Origin of the sequence: Kitasatospora sp. NPDC087314 (genome assembly GCF_044744365.1) — a bacterium.
Lineage (GTDB): Bacteria > Actinomycetota > Actinomycetes > Streptomycetales > Streptomycetaceae > Kitasatospora.
The window spans coordinates 128,690-153,319 of the sequence record NZ_JBIUYE010000018.1 but is presented as its reverse complement, the minus strand read 5'-3'; the positions used below and the strand labels follow the sequence as shown (position 1 = coordinate 153,319).

Annotated in this window: 8 protein-coding genes; 7 read left to right on the top strand and 1 reads right to left on the bottom strand. The window is 72.4% G+C overall.

The features are described from left to right. The 6 genes from ACIO5E_RS33490 (at position 1) to ACIO5E_RS33465 (ending at position 20,569) form a co-directional block, all read left to right on the top strand. A complete protein-coding gene (locus tag ACIO5E_RS33490) occupies positions 1-510 on the top strand; it encodes a hypothetical protein (RefSeq protein ID WP_400675266.1) in 510 nt (169 codons plus the stop codon). A gap of 126 nt (positions 511-636) precedes the next feature. Beyond that, positions 637-2,769 carry a hypothetical protein gene (locus ACIO5E_RS33485; RefSeq protein WP_400675263.1) on the top strand — a complete coding sequence of 711 codons (2,133 nt, stop codon included), beginning with the start codon at positions 637-639 and terminating at the stop codon, positions 2,767-2,769. Positions 2,770-2,822: 53 nt separating this feature from the next. Next, positions 2,823-3,305 carry a YbaB/EbfC family nucleoid-associated protein gene (locus ACIO5E_RS33480; protein WP_400675261.1) on the top strand — a complete coding sequence of 161 codons (483 nt, stop codon included), beginning with the start codon at positions 2,823-2,825 and terminating at the stop codon, positions 3,303-3,305. Next, entirely contained in the window at positions 3,298-3,615 is a 318-nt protein-coding gene (locus ACIO5E_RS33475; RefSeq protein ID WP_400675258.1) for a hypothetical protein, read from the top strand. The genes ACIO5E_RS33480 and ACIO5E_RS33475 overlap by 8 nt, the downstream gene beginning before the upstream one ends. Before the next feature lie 11 nt (positions 3,616-3,626). Continuing rightward, positions 3,627-20,135 carry a toxin glutamine deamidase domain-containing protein gene (locus ACIO5E_RS33470; RefSeq protein ID WP_400675255.1) on the top strand — a complete coding sequence of 5,503 codons (16,509 nt, stop codon included), beginning with the start codon at positions 3,627-3,629 and terminating at the stop codon, positions 20,133-20,135. Next, complete coding sequence (locus ACIO5E_RS33465) at positions 20,132-20,569, top strand: hypothetical protein (protein WP_280683085.1); 438 nt, start codon at positions 20,132-20,134, stop codon at positions 20,567-20,569. Before ACIO5E_RS33470 ends, ACIO5E_RS33465 begins: the two co-directional genes overlap by 4 nt. An 87-nt stretch (positions 20,570-20,656) precedes the next feature. Here the strand turns inward: ACIO5E_RS33465 and ACIO5E_RS33460 are convergent, their stop codons facing one another. Next, positions 20,657-22,645, bottom strand: a complete 1,989-nt coding sequence (locus ACIO5E_RS33460) for a hypothetical protein (RefSeq protein WP_400675251.1) — start codon at positions 22,643-22,645, stop codon at positions 20,657-20,659. 236 nt (positions 22,646-22,881) lie between these two features. On the opposite strand from ACIO5E_RS33460, the gene ACIO5E_RS33455 reads away from it, so the two are divergent. Next, positions 22,882-24,600: a hypothetical protein gene (locus ACIO5E_RS33455; RefSeq protein ID WP_400675249.1), complete on the top strand. Its 1,719-nt coding sequence runs from the start codon at positions 22,882-22,884 to the stop codon at positions 24,598-24,600. The last annotated feature ends 30 nt before the right edge of the window (positions 24,601-24,630 follow it).

The following is a 24,630-nucleotide window of genomic DNA, read 5'->3' as shown; positions in this document are numbered from 1 at the left end:
ATGACCGACGACGAGAAGGCCGACGAGGCGTGGAAGAAGAAGGAGGAGGAGAAGAAGAAGCAGCAGGAGAAGGACTACCGGGACAAGCAGGACCAGAAGGAGAAGGATGACGCCAACACCTTCAAGGTCACCGATTCCTGGCTGATCGACTTCGCCCACACCAAGCTGACCACGATGCTGCAGGACCTGCAGACCCACCCGACCCGGGTGGCGCTCCAGCAGTTCGTCCTGGGGATCGGCGGCGGAACGGCACCCGGCGACTACTCCCACCTCTTCCCCGGCGCCGGCACGGTGCAGCCCAGCGTCCAGAAGATCAAGGACACGTTCACGAACTACTGCAAGTCCCTGGAGCAGCAGTTCAAGACGCTGGAGGACCAGGTCAAGAAGATGATCGACGACCTGGAACGCGCGCAGCGGGACCTGAAGAACGGAGCGGACGACGCCCTGTCGGCCGCTCAGATGATGTACCTGATCAGCGACGTCCTCGGTACCGGCGGCAGCCTCAAGTAGGCCCCACCGAGTACCCCGCACCCGCCCCGACCGACGGCCCCCGCGCCGTCACCTCCACCCGCGGGGCGGGCCGGACCCCTCCCCGGCCCGCCCTGCGCCCCCGACGACCCAGGAGCTGTGACACCGATGGCCACCACCAACTGGGAATCCTCGCTGCCGGTGTTCTCGAGCTCCGACCGGACGACCTTCACGCAGCGCAGCTCCGTCAGCGGCGACGACAAGGTCAAGTGGATCGCCAGCCACAGGTACGAGACCCTGGCGTACTTCAAGATGCCCAGCCCGGACGGCAAGGGCGAGGGCTACGACTGCTGGTGGTCGTTCAACTACATCAACCCGGACGGACAGCAGTACAGCCACGTGATCGGCTGCACCCTCAACTGGCCGCAGTTCGAGGCCGAGACGACCGATCTGGGGAAGTGGATCCGGCAGGGCTACGACGTGCTCATGCCGCTCGCCCACTCGCCGTACGAGAACGACGTCCTGAGCGTGTGGAGCTTCGACGCCGCCGTCGACATGCTGCACGGCGCCGAGCAGCTGCTGCACACCTGGGCGCCCATGGTCAACCAGTGGGCGGGCGACATCGCGGCGCCGGGTGCCGACTGGACGGGCACCGCGGCGGGCCAGTTCAAGACCATGCTGTCCATGTTCGGTGCCGAGATGGAGGACCTCGCCAAGGACGTCCACGACAGGGACGCCGCCGGCAAGCTCAAGGCGGCCCGGGAGGCGGTCGGGACGGCGGTCCTGGCCATGTGGAACGCCCAGGAGAACTACCGCAACAGCCGGAACGCCTGGCCGGTCAACCCGCTCCACGACGCGCTGCTGGAGGGCATGTCCACGGCGAAGGTCACCGCCAGCCCCACCCTGGTGCCCAACCTCGACGGCGGCGCCACCACCTACGGCGTCCCGGAGTTCGTGGTCACGACGGCCTGGGGCGACCCGCACGGCGACGACTTCTGGAAGAAGGCCGAGCAGCGGGCCAAGGAGATCTGGCTGAAGAACGTCGCCGACATCCTGGACCCGGGCGCCAAGACGGCGCTCGACAGCCTCGACAAGGGGTACGTCCCGGCCATCAAGGCGCTGAACGACCCGGTCAAGACGGTGCAGATGAGGCGGCCGTACACGCCTCCGGCCGACACCCCGCCGGGCGTCAACGGCCCCACGTCGGACGTCAACAAGCAGCTGTCCGACATGAACAAGAACATGAACGACTCGCTCAACAGCCTCAACAAGGGGATGAACGACAACTTCAACACCATGGCCGGCGGCCTCGACAAGAACCTGAAGGACACCCTCGGCGGCGGCCCGGGCAGCCTCGGTGGCGGTTCCTCCGGGGTGGGCGGTGGCGGTTCGGGCTTTCCCGGGCTCGGTGGCGGTGGCGGCTCGGGCGTCCCGGTGCTCGACCAGAACGGCAAGCAGATCTTCGACGCCAACGGCAACCCGGTCAACGTGCCGCCGGGCAGCCACATCGACCCGACCACCCACCAGGTGATCGGCCCGGACGGGCGGCCGGTGCTCGGCCCGGACGGCAAGCCGATCACCGTCCCCGACGGGGCGACCGTCGGCACCGGCCCGGGCGACCACATGAAGGTCCCGCCGGGCTCGCACATCGACGAGAACGGACGGGTGGTCGGCCCGGACGGCAAGCCGGTGCTGGACGGCAACGGCAACCCGGTCGTCGTCGATCCCGGCTCCCGGATCGACTCCGACGGCACCCTGCTGGACCCGGACGGCAAGCCGATCTCCGAGCTCTCCCAGCTGCTGGCCGACCAGCGGCACGCCTTCAACGCCGGGATCGACGGCGGCGGCGGTGACGGCCTGCTCGGCGGCGACGGGTTCCGCTCCGGCACCTACCACCCGAGCGGCTCGCCGTTCGGCGGCTCCTCCGGCGGCTCGGACGGCCTCGGCCTGGGCGGTTTCCCCGGCACCGGGCTGCTGCCCGGCGGCCGCAGCGGCATGAGCTCCAAGGCGATGGCCGTCGGCGGCGACCCGAACACCGCCCAGGCCCGGGCCGCGGCGGAGGCCGCCGACGCCGCCGAGAAGGCCGCCGCGGCCAAGGCGGCGGCCGAGGCCGAGAAGAACGCGCTGACCGGCAAGAACGTCCCCACCACCGGCGGCATGCCGCCGATGATGCCGCCCGGCGCGGGCGCCGGCGCGCCCAACCAGAAGGACAAGGACCGCCAGCGCACCACCTGGCTGGCGGAGGAGGAAGAGGTGTGGGGCACCGAGAGCACCGCGGTCAGCGGCGTCATCGGACGCTGACCCCCGCCCCGCCCCCCGTGAGAGCCGGCCCCGGCCGGAGACAAGGAACGACCATGTCAGCTCCCACCGACCGCTTCGGCCCCGACGACCTGTTCGCCTCGATGAGCGAGGAGATCGGGCAGGCGATGGAGGCCATGCGGGAGCACCAGGCGAAGGCCGAGGCCGTCCAGGCCGAACTCGCCAAGTCCTCCGCGACGGTGACCTCCAAGGACCGGATGGTCACCGCCAAGGTCGGCCCGCAGGGCCAGGTCCTGGCTCTGACCTTCCACACCACCGGCTACCAGGAGATGGCGCCCGCCCAGCTCGGCAAGCTGCTCACCGACCTGCTCAACGAGGCCCGGGCCGCGATGGGCGAGCAGGTGATCCAGGCGATGAAGAGCTTCGAGGGCGTCGGCGACATGCTCCGGCTCTCGCTCAGCGGCGGCAGCAACCTGGACCAACTGCTGGAGCCGCTGCGCGCGATGAAGCCCGGCTACGACGACGACGCCGAGGCGGAGCGCCGCCGGGCCGGCCGACAGGAGGAGTTCCATGAGTGAAAAGATCGACGTCTTCGCGAAGACCCAGGACCTCAAGCGGCGGTTCGCGGAGTTCCCCGAACTGGCGGCCCTGATCGACAAGATCAACCAGGACGTCAAGGGCATCAACGACGCCAACACGAAGGTCGGCGGCGACGACGAGATCGGCAAGCAGTACCACAGCCAGGTGGACCAGGCCACCAAGGACCTGGACGACCTGATCAAGAAGATCAAGGAAACCGTGGACAAGGCGGGCGAGAACGGCATCAACCTGGTCGCCGAGCTCGACTACGCGGAGGACTCCGCCCACGACATCATGAACAGCCTGTAGGAGAACCGACCGTGTCGTACCCGTCCATCGATCCCGGCCAGGGAGGCGCCCAGTTCTTCACCGTGGTCTCGGGCATGCCCTGGCCCGAGATCAAGGAGGGGGACCTGCGGGAGGTCCGGGACGCGTACGAGCGGCTGGCGGAGGAGCTCCCCAGGCTCAAGGAGCTCATCGCCACGGTGGCGGTCAAGGCCCGGCAGGAGTTCGAGGGCGAGGCCGCCAGGTCCTTCAGCATCGCGATGAACGAGTTCATCGGCGTGGGCGGCGGCTCGGACTACGTCGGGTCGGCGGCCGACGTCGCCAAGCAACTCGCGGACTGCGCGGGCGACGTCGCCAACTCGGTCGAGTACACCAAGTGGATGGCGATCGCCCAGCTCGTCCAGCTGATGTTCGAGATCGCCATGGCGACCCTGTGGGCGCCGTTCACCTTCGGGGAGAGCTTCGCCGGCCTGTCGCTGAAGTACTTCTTCACGCGCCAGGCGCTGTTGATGCTGCTGAAGTTCCTGCTCAAGTCGATCCTGATGCACTCCTTCTCGGGCATCGTGACCGCGATGCTGATGGACTCGATCATCCAGGGCATTCAGTTCGCGCACGGCGACCGGCACTCGTACGACATGGACTCCTTCAAGCAGGGCGTCCTGAACGGGTTCGTCGGCGGCGTGCTGGCCGGTCCGATCAACCTGCTCGGCATGGGCCTCGGCAAGCTGATCGGCTCCCTGATCGGCAAGAGCGCCGGATCGGTCCTGTCCGAGGAACTGTCGTCGCTCATGAAGAACGGCGACAAGGAGGCCCTCAAGCACCTCCTGAACACCGTCACGAAGAAGGCGGAGGGCTCGGCGCTCAAGGACCTGGAGAAGGCCGGCGCCACGTCGATCGGCAAGGTCGGTGGCGAGGCTCTGGAGGGGGCCGGCAAGGGCGGCGCCACGTCGATCGGCAAGGTCGGTGGCGAGGCTCTGGAGGGGGCCGGCAAGGGCGGCGCCAGGACGGGCGGCAAGCTGCTCTCCGACGAGGAGTCCAAGGCCTTCGCCAAGTCGCTCGGCCAGCAGATGCAGAGCGTCGAACCGTGGCTGAAGGAGGGCTTCGGCAAGGCCGGCGCCGGCTCGGTCGCCGAGCGCTTCAGCGAGAACCTGGCCGGCACCTTCGAGAAGCACCTCGGATCGGCGCTGGGCGAGGACGCCGCCAAGAAGCTCGGGCAGGAGTACGCCGAGGCCTTCGTCGCCGGGTGGACCAAGCACGGGGCGGGCAACGAGTCGCTGGGCGTCGTGCTGCGCTCCATCCTGGAGCACGGCGGGTCGGAGATCGGCGAGCACGGCATCTCCGCGCTGGCCGAGCACCTGCCCAACCTGGCCGCCCACATGGGCGAGGGCAGCAAGTTCTTCCAGCTCGGCTTCGCGCTCGGCTCCCAGCTGGTGGAGGGCGCGCAGGGCAACCTCTCCGAGGGCTTCTACAACCTCATCTTCGACGACAAGCACCAGTTCACGACCAGCGCGGCCACCTTCGGCTCGGGCCTGGCGATGGGCCTGCTCGGGAAGGCCCTGCACCACGGCTTCGCCATGACGGGCATCGGCCACGCGTGGACCAACCTGATCCAGAGCACCCAGTTCAAGGCGATCGGGGAGGGCCAGGGCGCCTACTTCCCGCTCTACCACCCGATCTCCATCCTGTCCCTGGCGAGCAACCTCGCCGGCCACCCGGCGCCCTTCCCGGTGCCCCGGCTCGGCCCGGGCCACGAGGTGGTGACGGCCGGTCACGTCCTCGGCTACTCGCGCGGGCTGAACGAGGCACCGGACGTCGAGTACGCGGCGCTGTTCGCCAAGGCCTTCGGCCAGGCGGACCTGGAGACGCTGTTCGCCGACTCCGCACCGAAGCCCGTGGTGACCACCTCCACCGGCAGCGGTCCCGCCGCGTCCTCCGGCAAGCCCGACCCGGCCGGCTCCGGCACGGGCTCCGGGAAGCAGGACCCGTCCGCCGGTTCCGGCACCGGAAAGGCCGACCGCCCGACCCCGGTCCGGACCGAGGGCGACGGCGGGGCCAAGTCCGGGCCGGGACGCCCGCCCGTCCGGACGGACACCAGCTGGAGCGGCACCACCCTCGTCGACGACCCGGTGAGCCCCGCCCGGCCGGGCCGGACCGTCGGCGGGGGCACGAGCGGCGGCACCGAGGAGACGAAGCACGCCGTCGCCACCGGTCCGGCCGGCCCGAACCCCAAGCCGCCGACCCCGACCCGCACCTCCGGCGGAACCCCGGACCAGCCCACCGGGCCCCGCCCCGAGCCCGGCCACACCGGCCCCGCCCACCCCGAGCCGCCCCGCCCCACCGGGTTCGACCCCGCCCACACGGACGAGTGGCTGGCGCCCTGGTGGATCAAGGCCGACTTCCCCGAGGGCGCGCTGCCCCACTGGACGGACACCGACCTCACCGCCGCCGCCCACCAGATCCTCCAGCGCCCCGACCGCAGCTACCCCGATCCCGAACGCCCCAGCGGCGCCCTGACCCTGCACGAGGGCGAGGTCAACGGCGTCCGGCTGGTGATCGGCGTCGAGGACGGCCGGGTCTGGCAGATCCGCTACCTCGGTGGCGCCGACACCCCCCGCCCGGACCACGGCACCCCGCCTGCCCACCGGCAGGACGGCCCCACCCAGGACGCCCCCACCCAGCGGACGGAACCCGACCACGGCTCCACCGACCAGCCGCAGCAGCCCTCCCGCCGCCGCGGCCGGGACGAGTACGAGAACGACCACGGCGACACCGGCCAGGACACCCCGTCCGGCCCGACCACCCCGGAACCGGCCGTCAAGCGCCCCCGGCCCGACCAGGGACCGACCTGGGACGGCCGCCCGCCGTTCGACCCGGACGGGAACGCCCCGCGCCCGCTGCGCCCGCTGGACTCCTTCCTGCACGAGTTCTCCGACGGCGACTACGGCACACCCGGCCCGGCGGCCCGGCACGCCCTGGAGCAGGCGCTGGCCGGCCCCGACGGCCCGAAGAAGTTCGCCCACCCGCAGGAGTTCGTCGAGCTGGTCAACCCCAAGGACGGCGACGGCAGCCTGCTCGCCGACGTCAACTGCGTGGCGGCCACCATGGCCTTCCACGCCGGCTTCCACGGGGACCCGCAGGTCGCCCTCACCCTGCCGGAGCGCCACCTCGGCGCGGTCACCGACGCCCAGCACTGGACCGGCTACCCGGCCGAGTACCTCGGCCTGGGCACCACCGGCCTGGACGAGGTCGCCCGCCGGGTCACCGAGGGCGGCCCCGGCTCGGCCGCGATGGTCTTCGCCTGGACCGAGGACGGCAGGGGCCACGCCTGGAACCTGGTGAACGTCCCCGGCGAGGGTCTGGTCTGGGTCGACGCCCAGCAGGGCCTGCACTCCCCGGGCGACCGCCCGCTCCCACAGGACGTCACCCGGGTCTGGGCGATCACGCTCGACCCGGAGAACCGGCCGATCCACGGCGAGGGCGGCTTCAACGCGGCCGCCCTGCACCCGGACGAGAAGTCGGCCCGGCCGATCCCGGCGGAGACCTTCACCGGCACGGACGGCCCCTCGCACCCCGCCCCCCACACCACTTCGCACACCACTGAGCCCGTCACCGAACCGGCCTTCCCGTCGCCCGGCGAGCGCGTCCGGGTGGCCGGGGACGGCCTCTGCCTGCTCAACTCCGTGGCCACCAGCCGCCCGGACGCGGTGCACCAGGTGCTCACCGAGCGCGGCGCGACGCGCTCCGGTCCACGCCGCCCGGCGCCCTCGACGCCCGAGGCGATGAAGCGCGCCGTCCTCGACCACCTGACCGCGCAGGGCCCGGACAAGCTGCCGCCCGAGGTCATCCACAACTACCGCAAGGCCGCCACCCGGGACCTCGCCGACCGCCTCGGCGGGCCGGACCGCACCCAGCTGCTCAAGGGCCTGCTGGACCTCGGCGTCGCCGGCGTCTCCACCCACGAGGTGGTGCCCGCCCGGCTGCTGCGCGACCGTTACGTCACCGTGCTCACCGACGAGTTGACCGCCGCGGGCCTCGACCCCGCGGCGGCCGGGCAGCAGGCCGAACAGAGCGCCGCGTGGAAGTTCAAGAGCCCGGCCGAGCAGACGAAGGCCGAGGACTACCTGCGCGGGCTGGGCAAGGAGCCCGCCGCGGACCCGCACGCGCTGCGCCGGCAGTACATCGACGAGCGGGTCGCCCGGGGCGAGGACCGGCCGACCGTCGAGGCGGAGGTCGGCTGGAACCTCGCCGACGGCGCCACCAGTCCCCGGCAGCAGTTCGAGCACCTGGTCGGCAAGCCCGAGCAGATCGGACTGCACGACCTCACCGACGCCCAGCTCGCCGACCTCCAGATCTGGCACCTCACCGCCTCCGACTTCCCGCTCTCGCCGAAGGAGTTCGCCGGCCTGAGGCACGCGGTGGAGTTCTGGGAGAGCTCCTGGTGGGAGGGGTTCGGCGACACCTTCCCGCCGCTGCTGGCCGACGCCCTCGGCCTGCGGCTGCGCATCCTCGGCCCGGACGGCCACGGCGGCTTCAGCGAGTACGCGCGCTACGGCCGCCCGGACGGCCACCAGGTGACGGTCTACTACAACGGCACCGACCACTACGACGCCAGCCGTCCGCCCGTCCCGGTGCCCCCGGTCAGCACCCCCGCGCCGAAGCACCCGGACGCGCACGACGGCCCGGTGCTGCCGCCTGTGCCGCACAGCGTGCCGACCGTCGGCAGCACGGACCGGCCCGACCCGGTGACGGCGGCCCCGAAGACCGACCCGAAGCCGGTGGCGGACCCGTCGTCCACGCCCACCGTGCCGGTGTCCGAGAGCCGGCCGAAGACCGAGACCGGACCCTCCCCGGCGCCGAAGCACGAGCCGGACCCGGCGCCCGCGATGACGACCGGCACCAAGGGCGAGCCCGCCCCGAAGCCCGAGCCCACCCCGAAGCCCGAGCCCGCCACCGCCCCCAAGGCACCCGAGGGCGCGCCCCGCCGTACGGACGTACCGAGCATCGTCATCACCGAGGCGGAGCACGACCCGCTCGTCCACCCCGCGCCGCCCTCCCCGCCGGTCTCGGTGCTCGCCATGTCCGTCTTCTCGACGGAATCCGGCGGCAGCCAGGGCCACCACGACGACCCCGCCTTCGCACCCAGGAAGCCGCTCGGCCCGGACGAGCTGCGCCTGCCGCCGTCCCGGGTCACCAACCACCGGCGCCTGTCGGCCTCCGACCTCGTGGTCGGTCTGCACGGCGGCGACACGGCCGTCCACCAGCAGATCGTGAAGCTCTTCGAGGCCGGCTTCCCGAAGGACCTGGCCGCCGCGAACACGCTCGCCAAGGACTTCTTCGACCCCGCGACGCTGCGCCCCAAGCTGACCGCGCTCTCCCGCGGCGACGTCTGGGAGGCGCCGTTCGAGACCAACGGCTGGTCGGGCAAGATCTCCGTCCGGGTGGACGTCGACAGCCTGGTGCACCAGGACACCGCCCCGAGCGTCGAGTTCGAGAACGGCTCCGACCGGCACGCCTCGATCGGCCTCCAGAGCGACACCCTGAACCGGTTCAACGCCGGCTTGCAGGCCAAGTTCAAGATCGGCCGGGCTGACATCACCGAGACCCTCGGCTACCAGCACGACTCGCTGAAGGGCGACACCTCGGTGGAGGTCGGCCGCTCCATCGCCCGCGGCAAGACCGTCGAACCCGGCGCCCTGTTCGCGGGCAAGCTCCACCTGGCCGTCGACTTCACCGAACTCACCCACCACGGCAAGCCCGTGATCGCCGAGCCCGGTGACCGGGTGCAGCGGCTGGACATCGGCGCCACCGTCGGCATCCCGGTCCGCGACACCCTGGACGCCCACGGCGCCCCGGTGCCGCTGCCCAAGGACAAGCTGTTCGCCCCGCCCCGGCGCGTGGTCGAGGGCCACCGCCTCGGCGGTTCCGACATCGTGCTCGACGTCTCCACCCACCGGCACGGCCGTCCGGACTCCGACCACCCGATCCAGGAGGTGCTCGACGGCGTCGAGGAGACCGCCGAGGAGGTACTCGGCGGCCTGTGGCCGCAGCTGCGCGAGAAGATGTCCGCCGAGCTCGACCTCTCCCGGCTCCAGCAGGACCTCAAGAGCATGATGTCCGGCGAGCCGACCCGGATCGAGGTGGTCGACGCAACCGGCCTGGTGACCGGATCGGTGGAGATCACCGCCTCCGTCAAGGCGATGTGGCAGAGCGGATCGACCCCGCAGACCGAGTTCAACGTCGGCACCGGCGTCCAGCGCGTCCGCTCGGTCCTGGACAGCACCGGCGACGGACTCCAACTGCCGCTGCCCGGCGTCCTCTCCGGCAGCGGGGCCGACAAGTCGTTCGGCTCCGCCGGCGGCGGCCTCCAGCTCATCAAGGACACGGTGCAGATCTCCGGCAGCAGCCAGGAGGTCCTGCTCACCACGAAGACCAAGGGCGCCGGTGTGGTCTACGACGGCCGCAGCGAGCTGACCCTGACCTTCGAGCGGAAGACCCCGCTCGGGACGACCGTCGACACCGCGAAGACCACCGTCGACTTCCGGGCCCTGATCGAGCAGAGCGAGGCCCGAGGCGTCAAGGACACCGGCGCCGGAGACCCCACCCTCTTCGTCGCGACCGAGTCGCCGCAGCCCCACCGGCCGAAGACCTTCGAGCCCGGGAGCACCGTCCCCAGCCCGCCCGACGACGTCTGGCGGCGCCCGGACGGCACCGGGGGCGGCTTCGGGGACACCAGCACCGTCCGTGACCTGCCCACCGTCAAACCCCTGCACGACGAGCTCGACCGGCTCGGCAAGGAGGTCCTCGGCGGCGCCTGGAAGGACGTCAAGAACGAGGTCCAGCAGCTCTTCAGCCACCCGATGGTCGCCTCCCACCTGACGTCGATGACCCGGCAGACCCCGCTGGAGGCACCCGAGCGGACGGCCGCCAACCTGCTCAAGCACGGCGTCAAGGTCTCCGCCACCGCTCACATCACCGAGCTGGAGTACAAGCGGCCCAACGCCAAGGCCGAGCTCAACCCGGTCGACGAGACCACCTCCTTCAAGTCCGGCCGCCGCCTCCTGTCGGACACCAAGTCCGGCCAGGGCGCCGCCGGTGGCACCGTCCCGCTGCCCGACAAGAACGCGATGGAGACCAGCGGCGGCTACTCCCGCCAGGTCCGCGACCGCGACGGCTGGCGGGACGGCAGCTCCCAGAAGGTCTACGCCAACGGCAAGTACGCCCGCCCGCAGGAGATCTACGACGCCGGGATCGGCGTCGAGGTCAAGCTGACGGTCGACGGCAAGGAGCACACCGTCACCGTCCCGATCCGGGCCGAGGTCAGCCTCGACGCCAAGGAGACCGGCCGCTACACCGTCGGCGCGGACGGGCACGCGCTGTTCACCGGTCCCGGCACCGGCACCCCGGTCACCCACCAGGGGCCCGCCGAGCCGCACGACCCCCCGCGCCGGATCACCGAACGCGGAGCGCTGAGCGCCTCCGACGTCGTGCACAGCTTCGGCAACGGCGACACCGCCGTCATCGACGGTGTCGAGAAGACCCTGCGGAAGCAGTTCGGCTCCGTCCCCGACGACGTCCTGGTGAAGCTCAAGAACCGGTTCGACGCCTTCGCCCTCAAGCCGCAGCTGTCCAAGCTCTCCCGCGGCGGCACGCTCACCGAGCACGTCTCCATCCACGGCTGGGACACCACCGTCACCGTCAAGGCAGGCCTCAACAAGGACTTCAAGCACACGGACACGGTCGAGAAGTTCGAGTTCGAACTGGGCACCCAGACCCGGGTGTCCACGGGCGTCAGCAAGGACCGGCGCGTCCGCGACGTCTTCTCGGCCCCGTTCCGCTTCAAGCTGCCGCACGTCGACCTCGGCCTCAACCTCTCCCGCCGCAGCGACTTCGTGCGCGGCTCCACCGCGGACACCACCGGCGCCACCGTCTCCAAGGGCAAGACGGTCGAACCGGCCGGCCTGTTCAGCGGCACCGCCGACTTCACCGTCCACATCGAGGCGAAGAAGCTCGGCGAGAAGGTCACCGCGCCCGACCTCACCGTGCCGGTCCACACCACCGTCGCCGTCCCGCTGCGCGACGCCCTGCCGCACGGCTCCACCGAGACCGCGCCGCTGAAGAAGCCGCTCGACCCGCCCGCCCGCGTCGAGCGGACCCATCGGCTCGGCTCCTCCGACGTCGTCACCGACGTCTACCCGCTGCGCCCCCGCGGCGGAGGCGGCCCGCACCCGGCGGGTGGGGAGGACCACCGGTCGGTCGGCGAGACCGCCGTGGACGGCATCGACCGCCGCGGCGCCAAGGTGCTCGGCTCGGACTGGGCCGGCATGAAGGAGAAGATCCTCGCCGAACTCGACGTCACCAAGCTCCAGCCGCAGCTGAAGTCGATGATGTCCGGCCACGAGATCGTGGTGAAGCACGGCCGCAGCACCGTCCGGATCACGGCCGGCGTCTCCCGCCTCGAGCACACCGGGGAGACCGCGCAGACCGAGTTCAACACCGGTACCCAGGTGCAGAAGTCCTTCGCCAGTTCCGACGGCGTCACCAGCTACGGCGCCGGGCGCGGCAACACCGTGACCGTCTCCGCCCAGGGCACCAGCAGCCCGCTGCCGGTCGGACCGGCCGTCACCGCCGGTGGGTCCGTCTCCCACTCCTGGGGGCACGACCAGCTCGACGTCCAGGCGCAGCGCACCACCGCGGGCGCCGCCACCAAGACCAAGCTCGCCGGCAGCGTCTACACCGGCGAGGCGACCCTGTACTTCCGGATGGAACGCCGGCCGCTGGTCCAGCTCGGCGGCCCGGACCGGCTGGTCCGGCCGGACTCCTCCACGACCACCCCCGGGACGGCCTTCGAGCACGTCAAGTCGGCCGCCGGGCAGGCCTGGCGGGGAATGCGGCAGCTCGGCAGGGTCGTGCACGGCATCGACACCGCGAAGGTCGGTTTCGAGGCGGCGGTCGAGGCGGGGGAGGGGCGCCCGTCGAAGGGTCCCAAGCCCACGCCGTTCGAGGCACCGGAGCACCGCACCGCGCCCGCCCGGCCGCCGGCGCCCACCGAGCCGCCGGTCGAGACGGTCGTCAAGGCGCCGCCCGCCCGGGTCTGGACCGAGGGCCTGCGGGACATCGACGTCATGCGCTGGCTCGGCGACTCCGGCGGTGTGCAGGACCTGCTGCGGGTGAAGGGCCGCACGTTCTTCGGCAGCCGCACCTGGGACCGGCTGGAGGGCCTCGCGCGCAACACCGCCGACCACACCCAGCTCGCCAGCAACTTCGGCGCGTCCACCCGGGGTGAGCCGCTGAGCACGCCCTCGCCCGGGCGGCGGCTGCTGGTGACGGACGGCGGCGTGCAGGTGAACCTGAAGGTCCTGCAGCTGGAGTACGACCGCACCGACGGCAAGGTCGAACTCAGCCCCTCCAACGCGACCTCGACCAGCTCCACCAAGACCAGGCTCGACTGGTCGCTCTGGGGCGGCCAGATCCAGGGCGGCGTCAAGACGGACGTCGGCGTGGCCGAGGGCACCTTCCAGGCCATCGTCGGCGGGTCGCACCGAACGCGCGAGGGCCTGTCGGTCGGCAACGCGGGCCAGGTCGTCTCGCACGCGAAGTTCAACACGCCGATGGCGCGTTACGACGGCTTCGCGGAGGTCGAGGTCGTCTTCTTCAAGGGCAAGGAGAAGCTGGTCGAGAAGGGCGTCATCCCGATCACGGTCGACATCCCGGAGCGGGAGACGGTCGATGCCAAGGTGATGAGCGACCACTACCTGACCTTCAGCGAGAACAACCCGGACGGTCTCGCGACGCCGAAGCACCCGCAGCCGAAGCCGGACCCCGCGACCGCGCCCGATCCGGCGTCGACGCCCGATCCGGTGACGCCCCCGAAGGCCGAGCCCGCGGCCCCGGAGGCGAAGCCGGCCCCCGTGCCCCCGGAGGCCGCTCCGAAGCCGGACCCGGCCTCCAAACCCGATGGTGCTCCGACGGCGGAGCCTGCTCCCAAGCCGGAGGCGGCACCGACGCCCGAGGCCGCTCCGACGCCCGAGACCAAGCCGGCTACCAAACCGGATTCGACCTCCAAGCCCGAGGCCGCTCCGAAGCCGGACCCGACCTCCCAGCCGACCCTCCCCTCCCCGCGCCCCGGGGACCCGTCGATGGGCAAGGCCGGCGATGACGTCTTCCACTCCCTCGCGAACCCCGGGCCGGCCGTCCCGCTCGACACCGACGGGGCCGGCCACCCGAAGCCGGAGACCGTCGAGCGGACGGAGGCCCCGCCGGTGCCCGACCCGGTCGGGAACCCCGAGCCCGGCCCGCACCCCGACCCGGCACCGCCCGCGCACAGCGGCCCGAGGCTCGCGGACCTCATCCCCGAGTCCTCGTGGTGGCGGCTGTTCATCGACGCCAACGTCCACCAGGACGCGCTCGTCAACTCGCCGTCCGACGCCGCGAACCACCTGGACCGGACGAAGTACCCCGGTTTCCGGCAGAGCATGACCGAGCTGTTCCGTGAGGTGCTGGACGGGACGTCCGGGTCCGGCCGTGACTGGTCGCGGATCGACGTCCACGCCTACGAGGAACTGCACAAGCTCGCCACCCAGCACCTGGTCGAGGGCTCCGGCCGGAACGTCGCCACGGAGTGGTCCGGCACCAAGGGCGACCGCCTGCACACCACCATGCGCGGCACCGGCCGGACCACCGTGGCGTCCGACCTCGCGGACGACCTCGTCAACGGTCGTCAGCTGCTCGGGGACATCACGGCCAAGCCCGGCTCCACGAAGGGGCTCGGGCTGCCGCTGGTGGCCTTCTCCCGTGGGCAGAAGGGCGAGGGCGTGATCTCGATCAGCTACGCCCACGGCGAGGCGCCCGGCCACGTCCAAGCGGTCCTGGACCGCTACTACACCGAGGTCGCCGCGGCCACCGACGACCGTGCGAAGGTGCTCGCGATCGCCAAGGTGACCCGGGCCCTGCAGATCATCCAGCCGTTCTCCGACGCCAACAGCCGCGTGAACGTCAGCGTGCTGATGCAGAAGTTCCTGCTGGAGCAGGGTTTCAGGCCCTCCGTGCTGACCAACTCCTTCGAGCTCTTCCTCGGCGGCTACACCACGCACGAGATCGCCGACCACCTGGTCGAGGGCATGGACCGCTTCGACCAGTACGTCGCCGGTTCGCTCGGCGACCAGTTCAACACGGCCGCCGGCCCCGCCGACCACACCCTGATCACTCAGATCGGCGATGCGATCGGCCTGCACGCCGGCACCGGACCGGGCGACGCGGCGGTCCACCACCACCAGGTGCTCGACCTGGTCCGGCTCGGGCGTTCGCTCTACGGCACCGGTGTGCCCTCCCTCGACGCGTCCGGCGTGGAACACCTCAGGACGGCCCGGGACCTGTCGGACCTGGCCCACGCGATGTTCCCGGGCCATCCGACGGAGACGGCCGTGGCGAGCTACGCGGACCACCTGTACGAGCCCGGCGAGGACGGCGTGAGCGGGGAGCACCTGCGTGGCACCGCCGACGCGATCGAGCGGACGACCGCGGCGGGCCTGCCGCTCACCGAGGCCAACATCCGTGCCCACCTGCCCGGCATCGAGGCCGAGGGGCTGACCGACGCGGACCGGAAGCTGTGGCACGGGCTCGCCGACGAGCCGCAGACCGCCCCGGCCCCCACCGCCCCTGCCGCGGTGAAGCTCTCCTGGGACTCGGTGCACTACGAGTCCCCGCAGGACGGGCTGGACCCGACCCCGTTCGACGTCCGCGAGCTGTCCGGTGACGGCCCGCTGGACCCGGCGGGGCTGGAGGAGGCGCTGATGCCCCGGCTGATGTCGAAGGACCTGGGGTCGTTCCGGATCGTGCTGCGGGTGGAGGACGGGCTGCTGACGGATCCGAACGCGGCGGCGCGGCGGGTGGCGGACACCTTCATGGCGCCGGTCGACCTGCTGCTGGCCGAGCCGGACGGCGGGGTGCGCCTGATCCGCTTCAACCACGAGGGCTTCCCCTACGAGCACACGACCCTCCAGGTCGACCACCCGGCCGGCGGCGCCACGCCCGGGCAGCACCCGCAGCCGGAGCACCCGGTCGCGGAGCCGCCGTCGAACCCGCAGCTCGAGCACGTGCAGCTCGAGCACGTGCAGCCCGAGCACCCGCAGCCCGAACACCCGGGCACCGCCGAGCACGCTCCGCGTCCCGAGCGGGTGCACGAGATCGTGGACGCCCTCGTCCACGCCCACGAGGGCTCGGACGTGCGCTGGCTCGCCGACCCCGACAGCCCGGCCGCCCAGCTGCACGAGACCGGCACGGCCGTCGCCCGCTTCCCCAAGGACCCGCGGTTCTTCTCCGTCGCCTTCCACTCGGAGCACGCCGACGGCGCCCCGACCTGGCACGGCGAGCGGGTCGGCCCGGAGGAGCTGGCGAGCGTCCTGGCGGAGCTGCGGGCCCGGGGGATCTGGGCGGAGGGCAAGCCGCTGCAGTTCCCCGCCTGCGAGTTCGGCACGGGCAAGGCCTCCTCGTACGCGAGTGAGGTGCTGACCGCCCTGCGGGGCAAGGTGAGCGGCCCGCTGGAGGCGTACGTCCCGGAGGGCAAGCTCTGGTTCGTGCCGAAGCCCACCGGGGCCTTCACCGTCGAGTCGGACGGCCCGGGCCACCTCGTCGTGGCCAAGACCGTCGGCTTCGACTCCAACGGCCTGCCGGTCGTGGTGCCGGGCGGCCAGTGGCTGAAGGTCTCGATACCGGAGAACGCCGCCGAGCACGCGGGCCGGCCCGAGCACGCGGCCCGGCCGGAAGACCTGGAGCACGCGGAGCACCCGCAGCACCCGGCCGAGCCGCAGGTCGAGGAGCTCGGCCCGCACCTGCCACCGGACCTCGCCGTGCCGGCCCCGCACACCGGTCTCCCGGAGGGCCTCCACTGGTCGGACTCCCCGACGGTCGCGCACGAGATGCCGGGTGCGACCCCCTTCGGGAAGCGCGTGGTCTACGACGCGCCCGAATACGCCACGGCGACCCGGGACTTCGAGACCAAGCTCGGGGCGTACTGCCACAACCTGCCGGAGGCGGAGGACGCCGCGCGCCGGACGGTGGTCAAGCTGCTGAACGTGCTCCGGCAGGCCTTCCCCGAGGCGCCGGCGGCGGAGCGGATGCAGACGATCTTCAAGGACGACCCCACGTCCGCGGGCCAGATCGGCACCCAGCTCACCCCGCAGCAGATCGGCGAGTTCCTCAAGCCCGGTGCCAAGACGGGCAACACCCGCGAGCTGATGACGGCGTTCTTCAACGGGGCCTACTTCAACGACTCCGAGTTCAGCCTCAAGAAGCTGCTCAACACCATCATCGAGAAGCAGGACTGGACCCGGGCCGAGCAGCTCGGTCTGAACGTGGCGGCGCTGAAGGAGCACCACGCGTTCCTGGAGGGCCCGGTCCGCAAGGGCCTGTACGAGAGCCTGAGCAAGGTCAGCCCCAAGCACGCGACCATGTTCGAGCACGACGTGTTCGGCACCGGCAACGTGCTGGCCCAGTCGGAGACCTGGTTCTCCGACGGCAAGAGCTACCTGGCCAGCCTGACCGCCCGCCGCCCGCGGCCGGCGAACGAGGTGCCGGGGCCCTCGGCCTTGCAACTGGACGTCACCGGCGTCAAGTTGAGCGAGCGCGAGGTGGCCTTCCTCAAGGTCAACCCGCTGGCCTGGGACGTGGTCGGGCTCCGTCTGGAGGAGGTGCTGTGGGAGAACGTCCCGCTGAAGGCGGACGGTTCGTACGACCTCGACGCGCTCAAGGCACAGCCCGGCGTCCACGACGTGATCGTCGAGCGGGGGGCCCACGGCGCCCAGGTCCTGTACAAGCTGGTCGAGCATCGCGCCGACGTCGATCTCGGCCCCGGTGAGATCGGCCCCGACACGCCGCTCAGCTGGCGCACCGGGGAGTCCGTCCACAAGCTCAGCCCGGACTCCCCCTGGTACAAGGAGGCCAACGGCGGGATGGGCATGCGGCTGGTCGCCGGCATCTCGGCCACCTCGGCCAAGCTGATGACGGCGTTCAAGCTGCTCGACGTCGCCGGGGTCGACCCCGATCACATGGTCAAGGCGCTGTTCGGCTGGATGCTGCCCACCAGCGACCACTCGGTCTACGAGATCCTCAAGGGGGTCGAGCTGACCGGCGTGACGAAGCCGCTGGGCGAGGACACGCTGAAGTCCGCCGAGAACATGTACCGCAACCTGCCGGGCATCTCGCTCGACCAGGTGCGCGGGAACGCGGGCACGGACCACATGCTGCCGCACGAGCAGGTCTACGTCTCGAAGATCACGCAGCAGGACGGCGGCTTCGGGGAACCGGGCGGCCCGCACCGGAACGTGGTCGAGAAGCGGTTCGAGATCTTCGAGGAGATGGCCGCGGGCAAGCCCGACGACGACATCAACGCGCCCGAAGAGGTGGTCGAGGGCGTCAGGAACTGGCTGAACACCAACCACATGACGCCTCAGGAGGTCCTGAGCAAGCTCACCAAGGCCCACTTCTACGCCCTGGCGGCCTACACCGGACCGGTCTTCCCGCTGATCAACGTGATGATGAGGTTCGGCGACTCGCTCGACCGGGCCATGCTGGTCCAGATCAAGCACCTGCTCTGGGGTTCGGGCCCGACACCCCTCTCGCTGGCCTCCCACCCCGCCATCAAGGACCTGCTCCGGCAGCATTCCGCCATCGAGTCCGTGGAGAACGCGAACCGCAAGAAGATCATGGAGCTCGTGAGGACGGACGTCCTGCCGGGGCTCAAGGCGGAGCTGCGCGAACACGCGCGGATGCTGGAGTCGGCGCTGGACCAGCTGCCGCCGGCCGAGGGCAAGGTCTACCGTGGCGCCGCCGCCATCTCGTTCAAGGGCTTCACGGGGCTGTCCCCGGCCTACGGCGGCTCGCAGGTCAGGCACGGTGACTTCACCAGCACCAGCCGCCGGGAGTCCGTCGCGATCAGGTTCCGGGACACCCGCAGGAACGTCTTCGGCACCGAGCCGCTGCTGGTCACCATGGAGCTGACCGGTGGCGGGGCGGCCAAGGACATCTCCGCTTTTTCGGTGGAGATGCAGGAGCACGAGGTGCTGGGCAAGCCGGGGAGCACCTACACGGTGCAGGAGCGGCGGAAGGCGGGCGGCAAGCTCTTCATCAACGTGACGGAGGTCAACTCGCGCTCCTCCTTCCCCACGTTGGGTACGCCGGGAACGCCGGGTTCGGCGACCGTCCGCCAGGCCAAGGAGGAACTGCAGTCCCACCTGGCCGGGATGTCCGGCGTCCGAGGGGTCAAGGAGCACGGGGACCTCTGGGCCCTGGGCAAGGAGATCGGCGTCACGAACGCGGACGGTCTCGGCGGCTGGTCCGCGGCGCACGCCTTCCCCAACGCCAAGACCAAGGAGTCCATGGGGCTGAAGACCTGGTACATCGGCAATCTCGCGGCGGAGCTCCACGGCGGCCCGAACCACGTCGACATCGACCGGCTGCGGAGCGTGCGCCGGATGACGGACGTGGTGCGGGAAGGGCTCAAGCTGTCCCACGAGAACCCCGTGACCAAGGAGGAAGTGGACACCTACCTGAAGCGTCTGAACAAGGTCGAGGACGCCTCGCTGCCGGTCGTGCCGCTGGACCGCCACCGGCTGCTGAAGGTCGTCAACTCGCTCAAGAAGCAGGGGGCGCACGTCTCCTCGTCCGAGGTCGAGAAGAACTGGACGACCCTCCAGGCACCCGGCACCCCCCGAACTCCCCGCACCCCGGGGACCCCGGGCGGCGGCCACCTGACGCCGGCCACGCCGAACACCCCGAACACGCCCAACACCCCGCAGACGCCGACCGGTCACCAGGCCGCCCAGCCCGGCGGACACAACCCGCCCGGGGACCCGCGGCGGCAGCCCGTCACGGTCATCGGCGCGGCACCGAACCTGGAGACGCACGTCCAGAAGCAGGCGGCGATGCAGAGGTTCCCGCTCGACGACCGCTTCTTCACCGTGGCGATGCACACCGACTCCGGATACCCGGTCCACGTGAACCAGCTCATCTCGCCCGACCAGGTGGCGACGGGGCTGCACCAGGCGTTCACGGACAAGACCTGGGACGGCGAGAAGCCGCTGCAGTTCGTGGCCTGCAACCTGGGTTCCGGGATCGAGACGAGCTACGTGGCGCAGGTGATGACCAAGCTGTGGGCGCTCGATCCCACGATCACGGGCTCGGCCTACGCCGGCGACGGGCCGGTCTGGTTCGTCCCGAAGGTCGACGAGAACGGCGTGCCGGACCTCGGCAGGCGCGGGGACCTGGTGGTGGCGCACCGGGTGGGCATGACGAAGACCGGTCGGCCCGGCATCTCCGCCGGCGGGAACTGGTACCGCTTCGACCGCCCGACCGACGGTACGCTCGTCCCGGTCGTCGAGAAGCTCGGTGCCCACCTCCCGCCCGGTGGCGACTCGCAGCCCCGGCCCGAGAACTACCTCCGCGTCGACCACGACGACCAGTACGACGCGCCGATCAGGGGCGCCGTTCCGTTCGACACCGACCAGCCGGACGCGCTGGCCGAGCAGATTTTCCAGGAGCTGATCAAGTGACCGCGGAGTTCACCCTTGCCGCCGTCTTCGACCTGGTCGACCCGTTGACCGGGCCGGACTTCCACGAGGACCACCCCGTGATCGAGGACGGCGACGAGCGGGAGGCGCTGGTCGAGTACCTGGCCTCGGCCACCACCGTGCTGATGACCCCGAGCCTGATGGACGACGTCCTGGACCCGGAGCGGCCGGGCGGTGTGCCGATGAACTACCGCTGCGACGGCCGGTGGATCTGGACCGACACCGTGACCTACTACCTCGACCGGTACGGCCTGGCCCCGGAGCCGGGTCTGCTCGCGCACCTGCGCGAGCGGACGGCGGCGGGCGCTGCGCCCGAGCCGCCGGCCCCGGACGTGCAGGAGCGGGCCGTGGCGTTCCTGCTGGCCCCGCCGGCGGCGGGTCAGGAGACGGTCTGGGAGGTCGAGGAAGGCCTCTGAGGCCACTGCGGCCACGTCGGCGGACGGCCCCCGGCCGGTGGGTGGGAGCTCCACCGGCCGGGGGCCGTCGTCGTGCCCGGGTGGGCGTCAGCCCGCGTGCCGGCCACGGCGGCGCTCGCGGGCCAGCCCGAGGGCCAGACCGCCGACGACCATCGTGCCGCCGGCCACCGTCAGCGCGGTGGAAAGGTCGCCGGCCCCGGTCGAGGCCAGGCTGGTACCGGGCGGCTCCGTCCCGGTGGCCGCGACGGCGGCCGCGCTGCTGTGGGTCGCGGACGGCGTGGTCGTGGCCGTGGCCGAGCTGGTGCCCGGGGCGGTGGTGGGCGCGGTCGTGGGCGCCGGGGCGCTCGCGGTCGGCCTGGCCGTCGGGCTGCCGGCCGGGGCCGTCGCCGGGGTCGTGGCCGGCGCGGTGGTCGGGGTGGTCGTGGTCGGGGTGGTCGTCGGCCTGGGGGCCGGGGCGGCGCCGCCGCGCTCGGCGAGCTGCTGGGCGTACAGGCTCTCGGGCTGCACCGGGGTGCCGGTCGAGACCTGCACGCCGCTCTGCTTGCCCTCGACGGGCTTGCCGACGGTGCCGAAGGCCCAGTTGTGCGCGGTGGGCGGATTCTCCACGCCGTAGTAGCCGACGTTGGCGTTCCACATGACCTGGTTGGCGCCGGCCCAGCCCTGCCCGGAGCCGGCGTTCGAGCGGTTGGTCAGCGCGAGGTCGTCGTTGGGGCCCCGCGAGTGGAGCATGGTGATGTCGTCGTACAGGGTGCCGGTGGCCCACCGCTGGTGCGGGCCGGCGTCCAGCCGGAAGCCGCCGACGTTGTCCGACGTGCAGTGCGAGAAGACGTTCGGCCCGGGCACCCGCGGCCCGGTCAGCCAGGCGTGCACGTTGCTGCCGGACACCTTGCAGTTGACGACCAGGCTCTGCTGACCGTCGATGCTGTACGCGCCGGGCTGGGCGAACGGCGCACGCTGCGGGACGGCCTTCTCCATGCCGGTGGCGGAGGTGTCGGTGATGGTGACCCGGGAGGCGGTGCTGCCGATCGAGCCGACGCCCGCGCCGAACCGGTCGGCGGCGATGTCGCGTGCCCAGGCGTCCTGGACGGCGGCGAAGTCCACGAAGCGGCTGGCGAAGTAACCGTGCTCCTCGTACCCGGCGGCCGAGGTGAAGGCCGAGCCGTCGGCGCTGAAGCCCTCGACGCCGACCTGGCTGATCCGGCCCGGGAAGTCGTACGCCCACACCTTGGCGTGGGTGTACTCCTTCTCCAGGGCGTTGGTCAGCGGGATGTCCAGGGTGACCTTGTTGCCGTCGATCGCCGTGACGGTGCGCTGGAACTGCAGGCCGTCGTTGGGGGTCCAGGGCTTCGAGGCCGTGCCGCTGTCGCGGTCGGGGATGTGGTCCATGCCGAGGGCCTTGATCCAGGCGTCCTCCTGGGGCCGCTGGACGACGATGTTCTGGCCGACCTTCAGCCCGGCGGCGGAGTCGAGGGTCAGCGTGGTCGCGCCCACCGGGACGTAGGCGTCGGTGACGGCGTGCTCGGCACCGCTCTTCTGCGGCGCGCCCTCGCCGGCGATCTCGACCAGCGGGCGGGGCTCGCCCGACGCCACCAGCTTGGTGCCGTCGGCGCCGCTGCCCGCGCCCCGCAGCACCACCCCGGAGGCCTTGATCCGCAGCGGCTTGCCGAGCCGGTACGTGCCGGCGGTCAGCAGCACGGCCCCGCGCAGGCCGTCCGACCCCTGCGGCAGGGCGGCGACCTTGTCGAGCGCCTGCTGGACGCGGTCGCTGTCATCGCCGTTCGCGGCCGGGTCCAGGGTGACGGCGACCTTGGCGGTCGGCAGCGGCTGGGCGCCGTTGCGGTAGCCGGCGTAGCTGAAGTCGGGGATCCGGTTGCCCTGGGCGTCCTGGCCGTACACCAGGCGCCCGTTGGCGAACTTCAGCCAGTCCGTCGCGTCGGGGGCGGTCTTGCCGGGGTTCGACTGCGGGTCGGCGGCGAGGGCCGTCGGCGCTGCCCAGACGGCGCCGAGTCCGGCCAGTGCCGACACGGCGACGGCGGCTCGCAGGGCGCTGCGCCGACCGGCGCGGGGGTGGGACATGGACTCTCCTCGGTCGGGACCTGAAAAGGCTCGACAGTCAGTACGCCCCGATCCGCTCCGGTGGTTCATCGTCGACGGTGAACCACGGCGCGGTGGCCGGTGCGCACCCGGCCGAGGATTTCGGCCGGAACGGTGAACCCTGCACCGGTGCCCGTCCGTACAGGGTGCGGGCGGATCCGGCGGTATGCCGTCGGGCGCCCCGTGGAAGCGGACGATCAAGGGACCCAGGAGCTGTGGTGGGCACGGGCCAGAACGTGAACGGCGGCGAATCGACCGGGTACCAGCTGCCGGCGGTCGCCTGGTTGATGGAGGAGGGGGACGAGGCCGGCGCGGTGGAGCCAGCCGTCGGTCCCGAGCCGGGCCCGGTGGCGCCCGCGCCGCGTACCCGGTTCCCGTCCGCTCCGGTCGGCGCCGTGGCGGAGCCCGTCGCCGCCGAGGCCGTCGCCGCCGAGGCCGCGAGGGCTCAGCGGGCGAAGCCCGGGCCCGTCGCGTCCGGGCCCGCCGCGGCCGGAGGGACGGCCGGGTTCGGCGTGACCGGGCTCGGTCCGGCGCCGGCCGCTGCGCCCGGCAACCCGGCGCCGGCCGGCACCGGTGCCGTGCAGCCGATCGCCGCGCAGCCCGGTGCGGTACCGCCCGGTGCCGGGTCGTCCTCCGAGCCCGGCACCCCTGAGGCCGAGCCCGCGGCCGGTCGGACCGGTGCCCTCGGGGCCGCCCGGCTGAACGCGCTGCGGCAGGCCTTCGTCCGGGCTCCCGGCCGCGCGGCGCGCACCCTCGCCTCGGTCACGCCCATCGGTGCCGCCGCCCCCGGTCCCGCGGCCGGCGGTTCCGACGCGGACGGGCCCGGTCCCGCCGAGCCCACCGCGGAGGAGCGGAGCGGCCGGCTGCGCCGGCTGCCCCGCCCGGCGGTCGCGGCCGCCGCCGTGGGCGTGGTGCTGATGGGCCTGCCGCTGGTCCTCGGCCGGGGCGAGGGCGGGGCCGACCCGGTCGAGGCGACCGGCGCCACCGGGATGAGCCGCGCCGACGCGCCGGTTCCGGAGCCCGCGGTGTCCGGCACGCCCGCCGAAACCCCCGCCGGGACGCCGTCGGCCGATGCCGCCCCGACCGCCGCCCCCACCGGGACTCCGACCGACCCGGCCGCCACCGGGACCCCGACCGACCCGGCTGCGGCGCCCGGCACGCCCGGCCAGCAGCCCGCCGCCCCCGCCCCGGTCGGCGGGGCGCCGCTCAGCCAGCCCGTCGGCCCGGCGCCCGCCGTCCCCGCCGGGGCGGGGACGGCAGCCCGCGCCTCCGCCGGCCGCGCGCCGCAGGCCCCGGCCCAGCCCGCCGCCCCCGCCGCCGCAGCCCAGCCCGCCGCCCCCGCTGCCGCGGCCCAGCCCGCCGCCCCCGCCCCGGCCCAGCCGCCGGCTCCTCCCCAGCCACCGGCTCCTCAGCCGCCCGCGGTGGTCCCGCCGCCGGCCCAGCCCTCCTACGCCGGGTACGCCGGACCGGGCTGTGACTCGGCCGGCACCGGCTACTCCGAGAAGGGCCGGTCCTCCGGTTCGAAGGACTGGGTCACCCGCTCCGACGGCGGCGGGGGCTGCGGCGGCCGGTTCACCTCGGTGCCGATGTCCGGGGACCGGAACAAGGACGACGAGAACTCGGTGGTGTGGACCTTCACCACCGGCCAGGTCTCCTCGGGCAGCTGCCGGCTGTCCGTCTACATCCCGAACAACGGCGACCTCAAGGCGGTCGGCGGCGCCCCCGCCTACTACACCGTGCAGAACGACGGCGGCGGCACCCTCGGCTCGTTCTCGATCAACCAGCCGCAGAACCTCGGGCAGTGGGTGAGCGCCGGCACCTACCCGGTGAGCGGCAGCCGGATCGCGGTCGTGCTCCACACCCGCGGCATCGACTGGGGCGGCACCGCCGGTGCCCACCTGGCCGCCTCGACCGTGAAGGCCGACTGCACCGGATGACCCGCCCCCGCGGCGGACCGGGACCGAGTG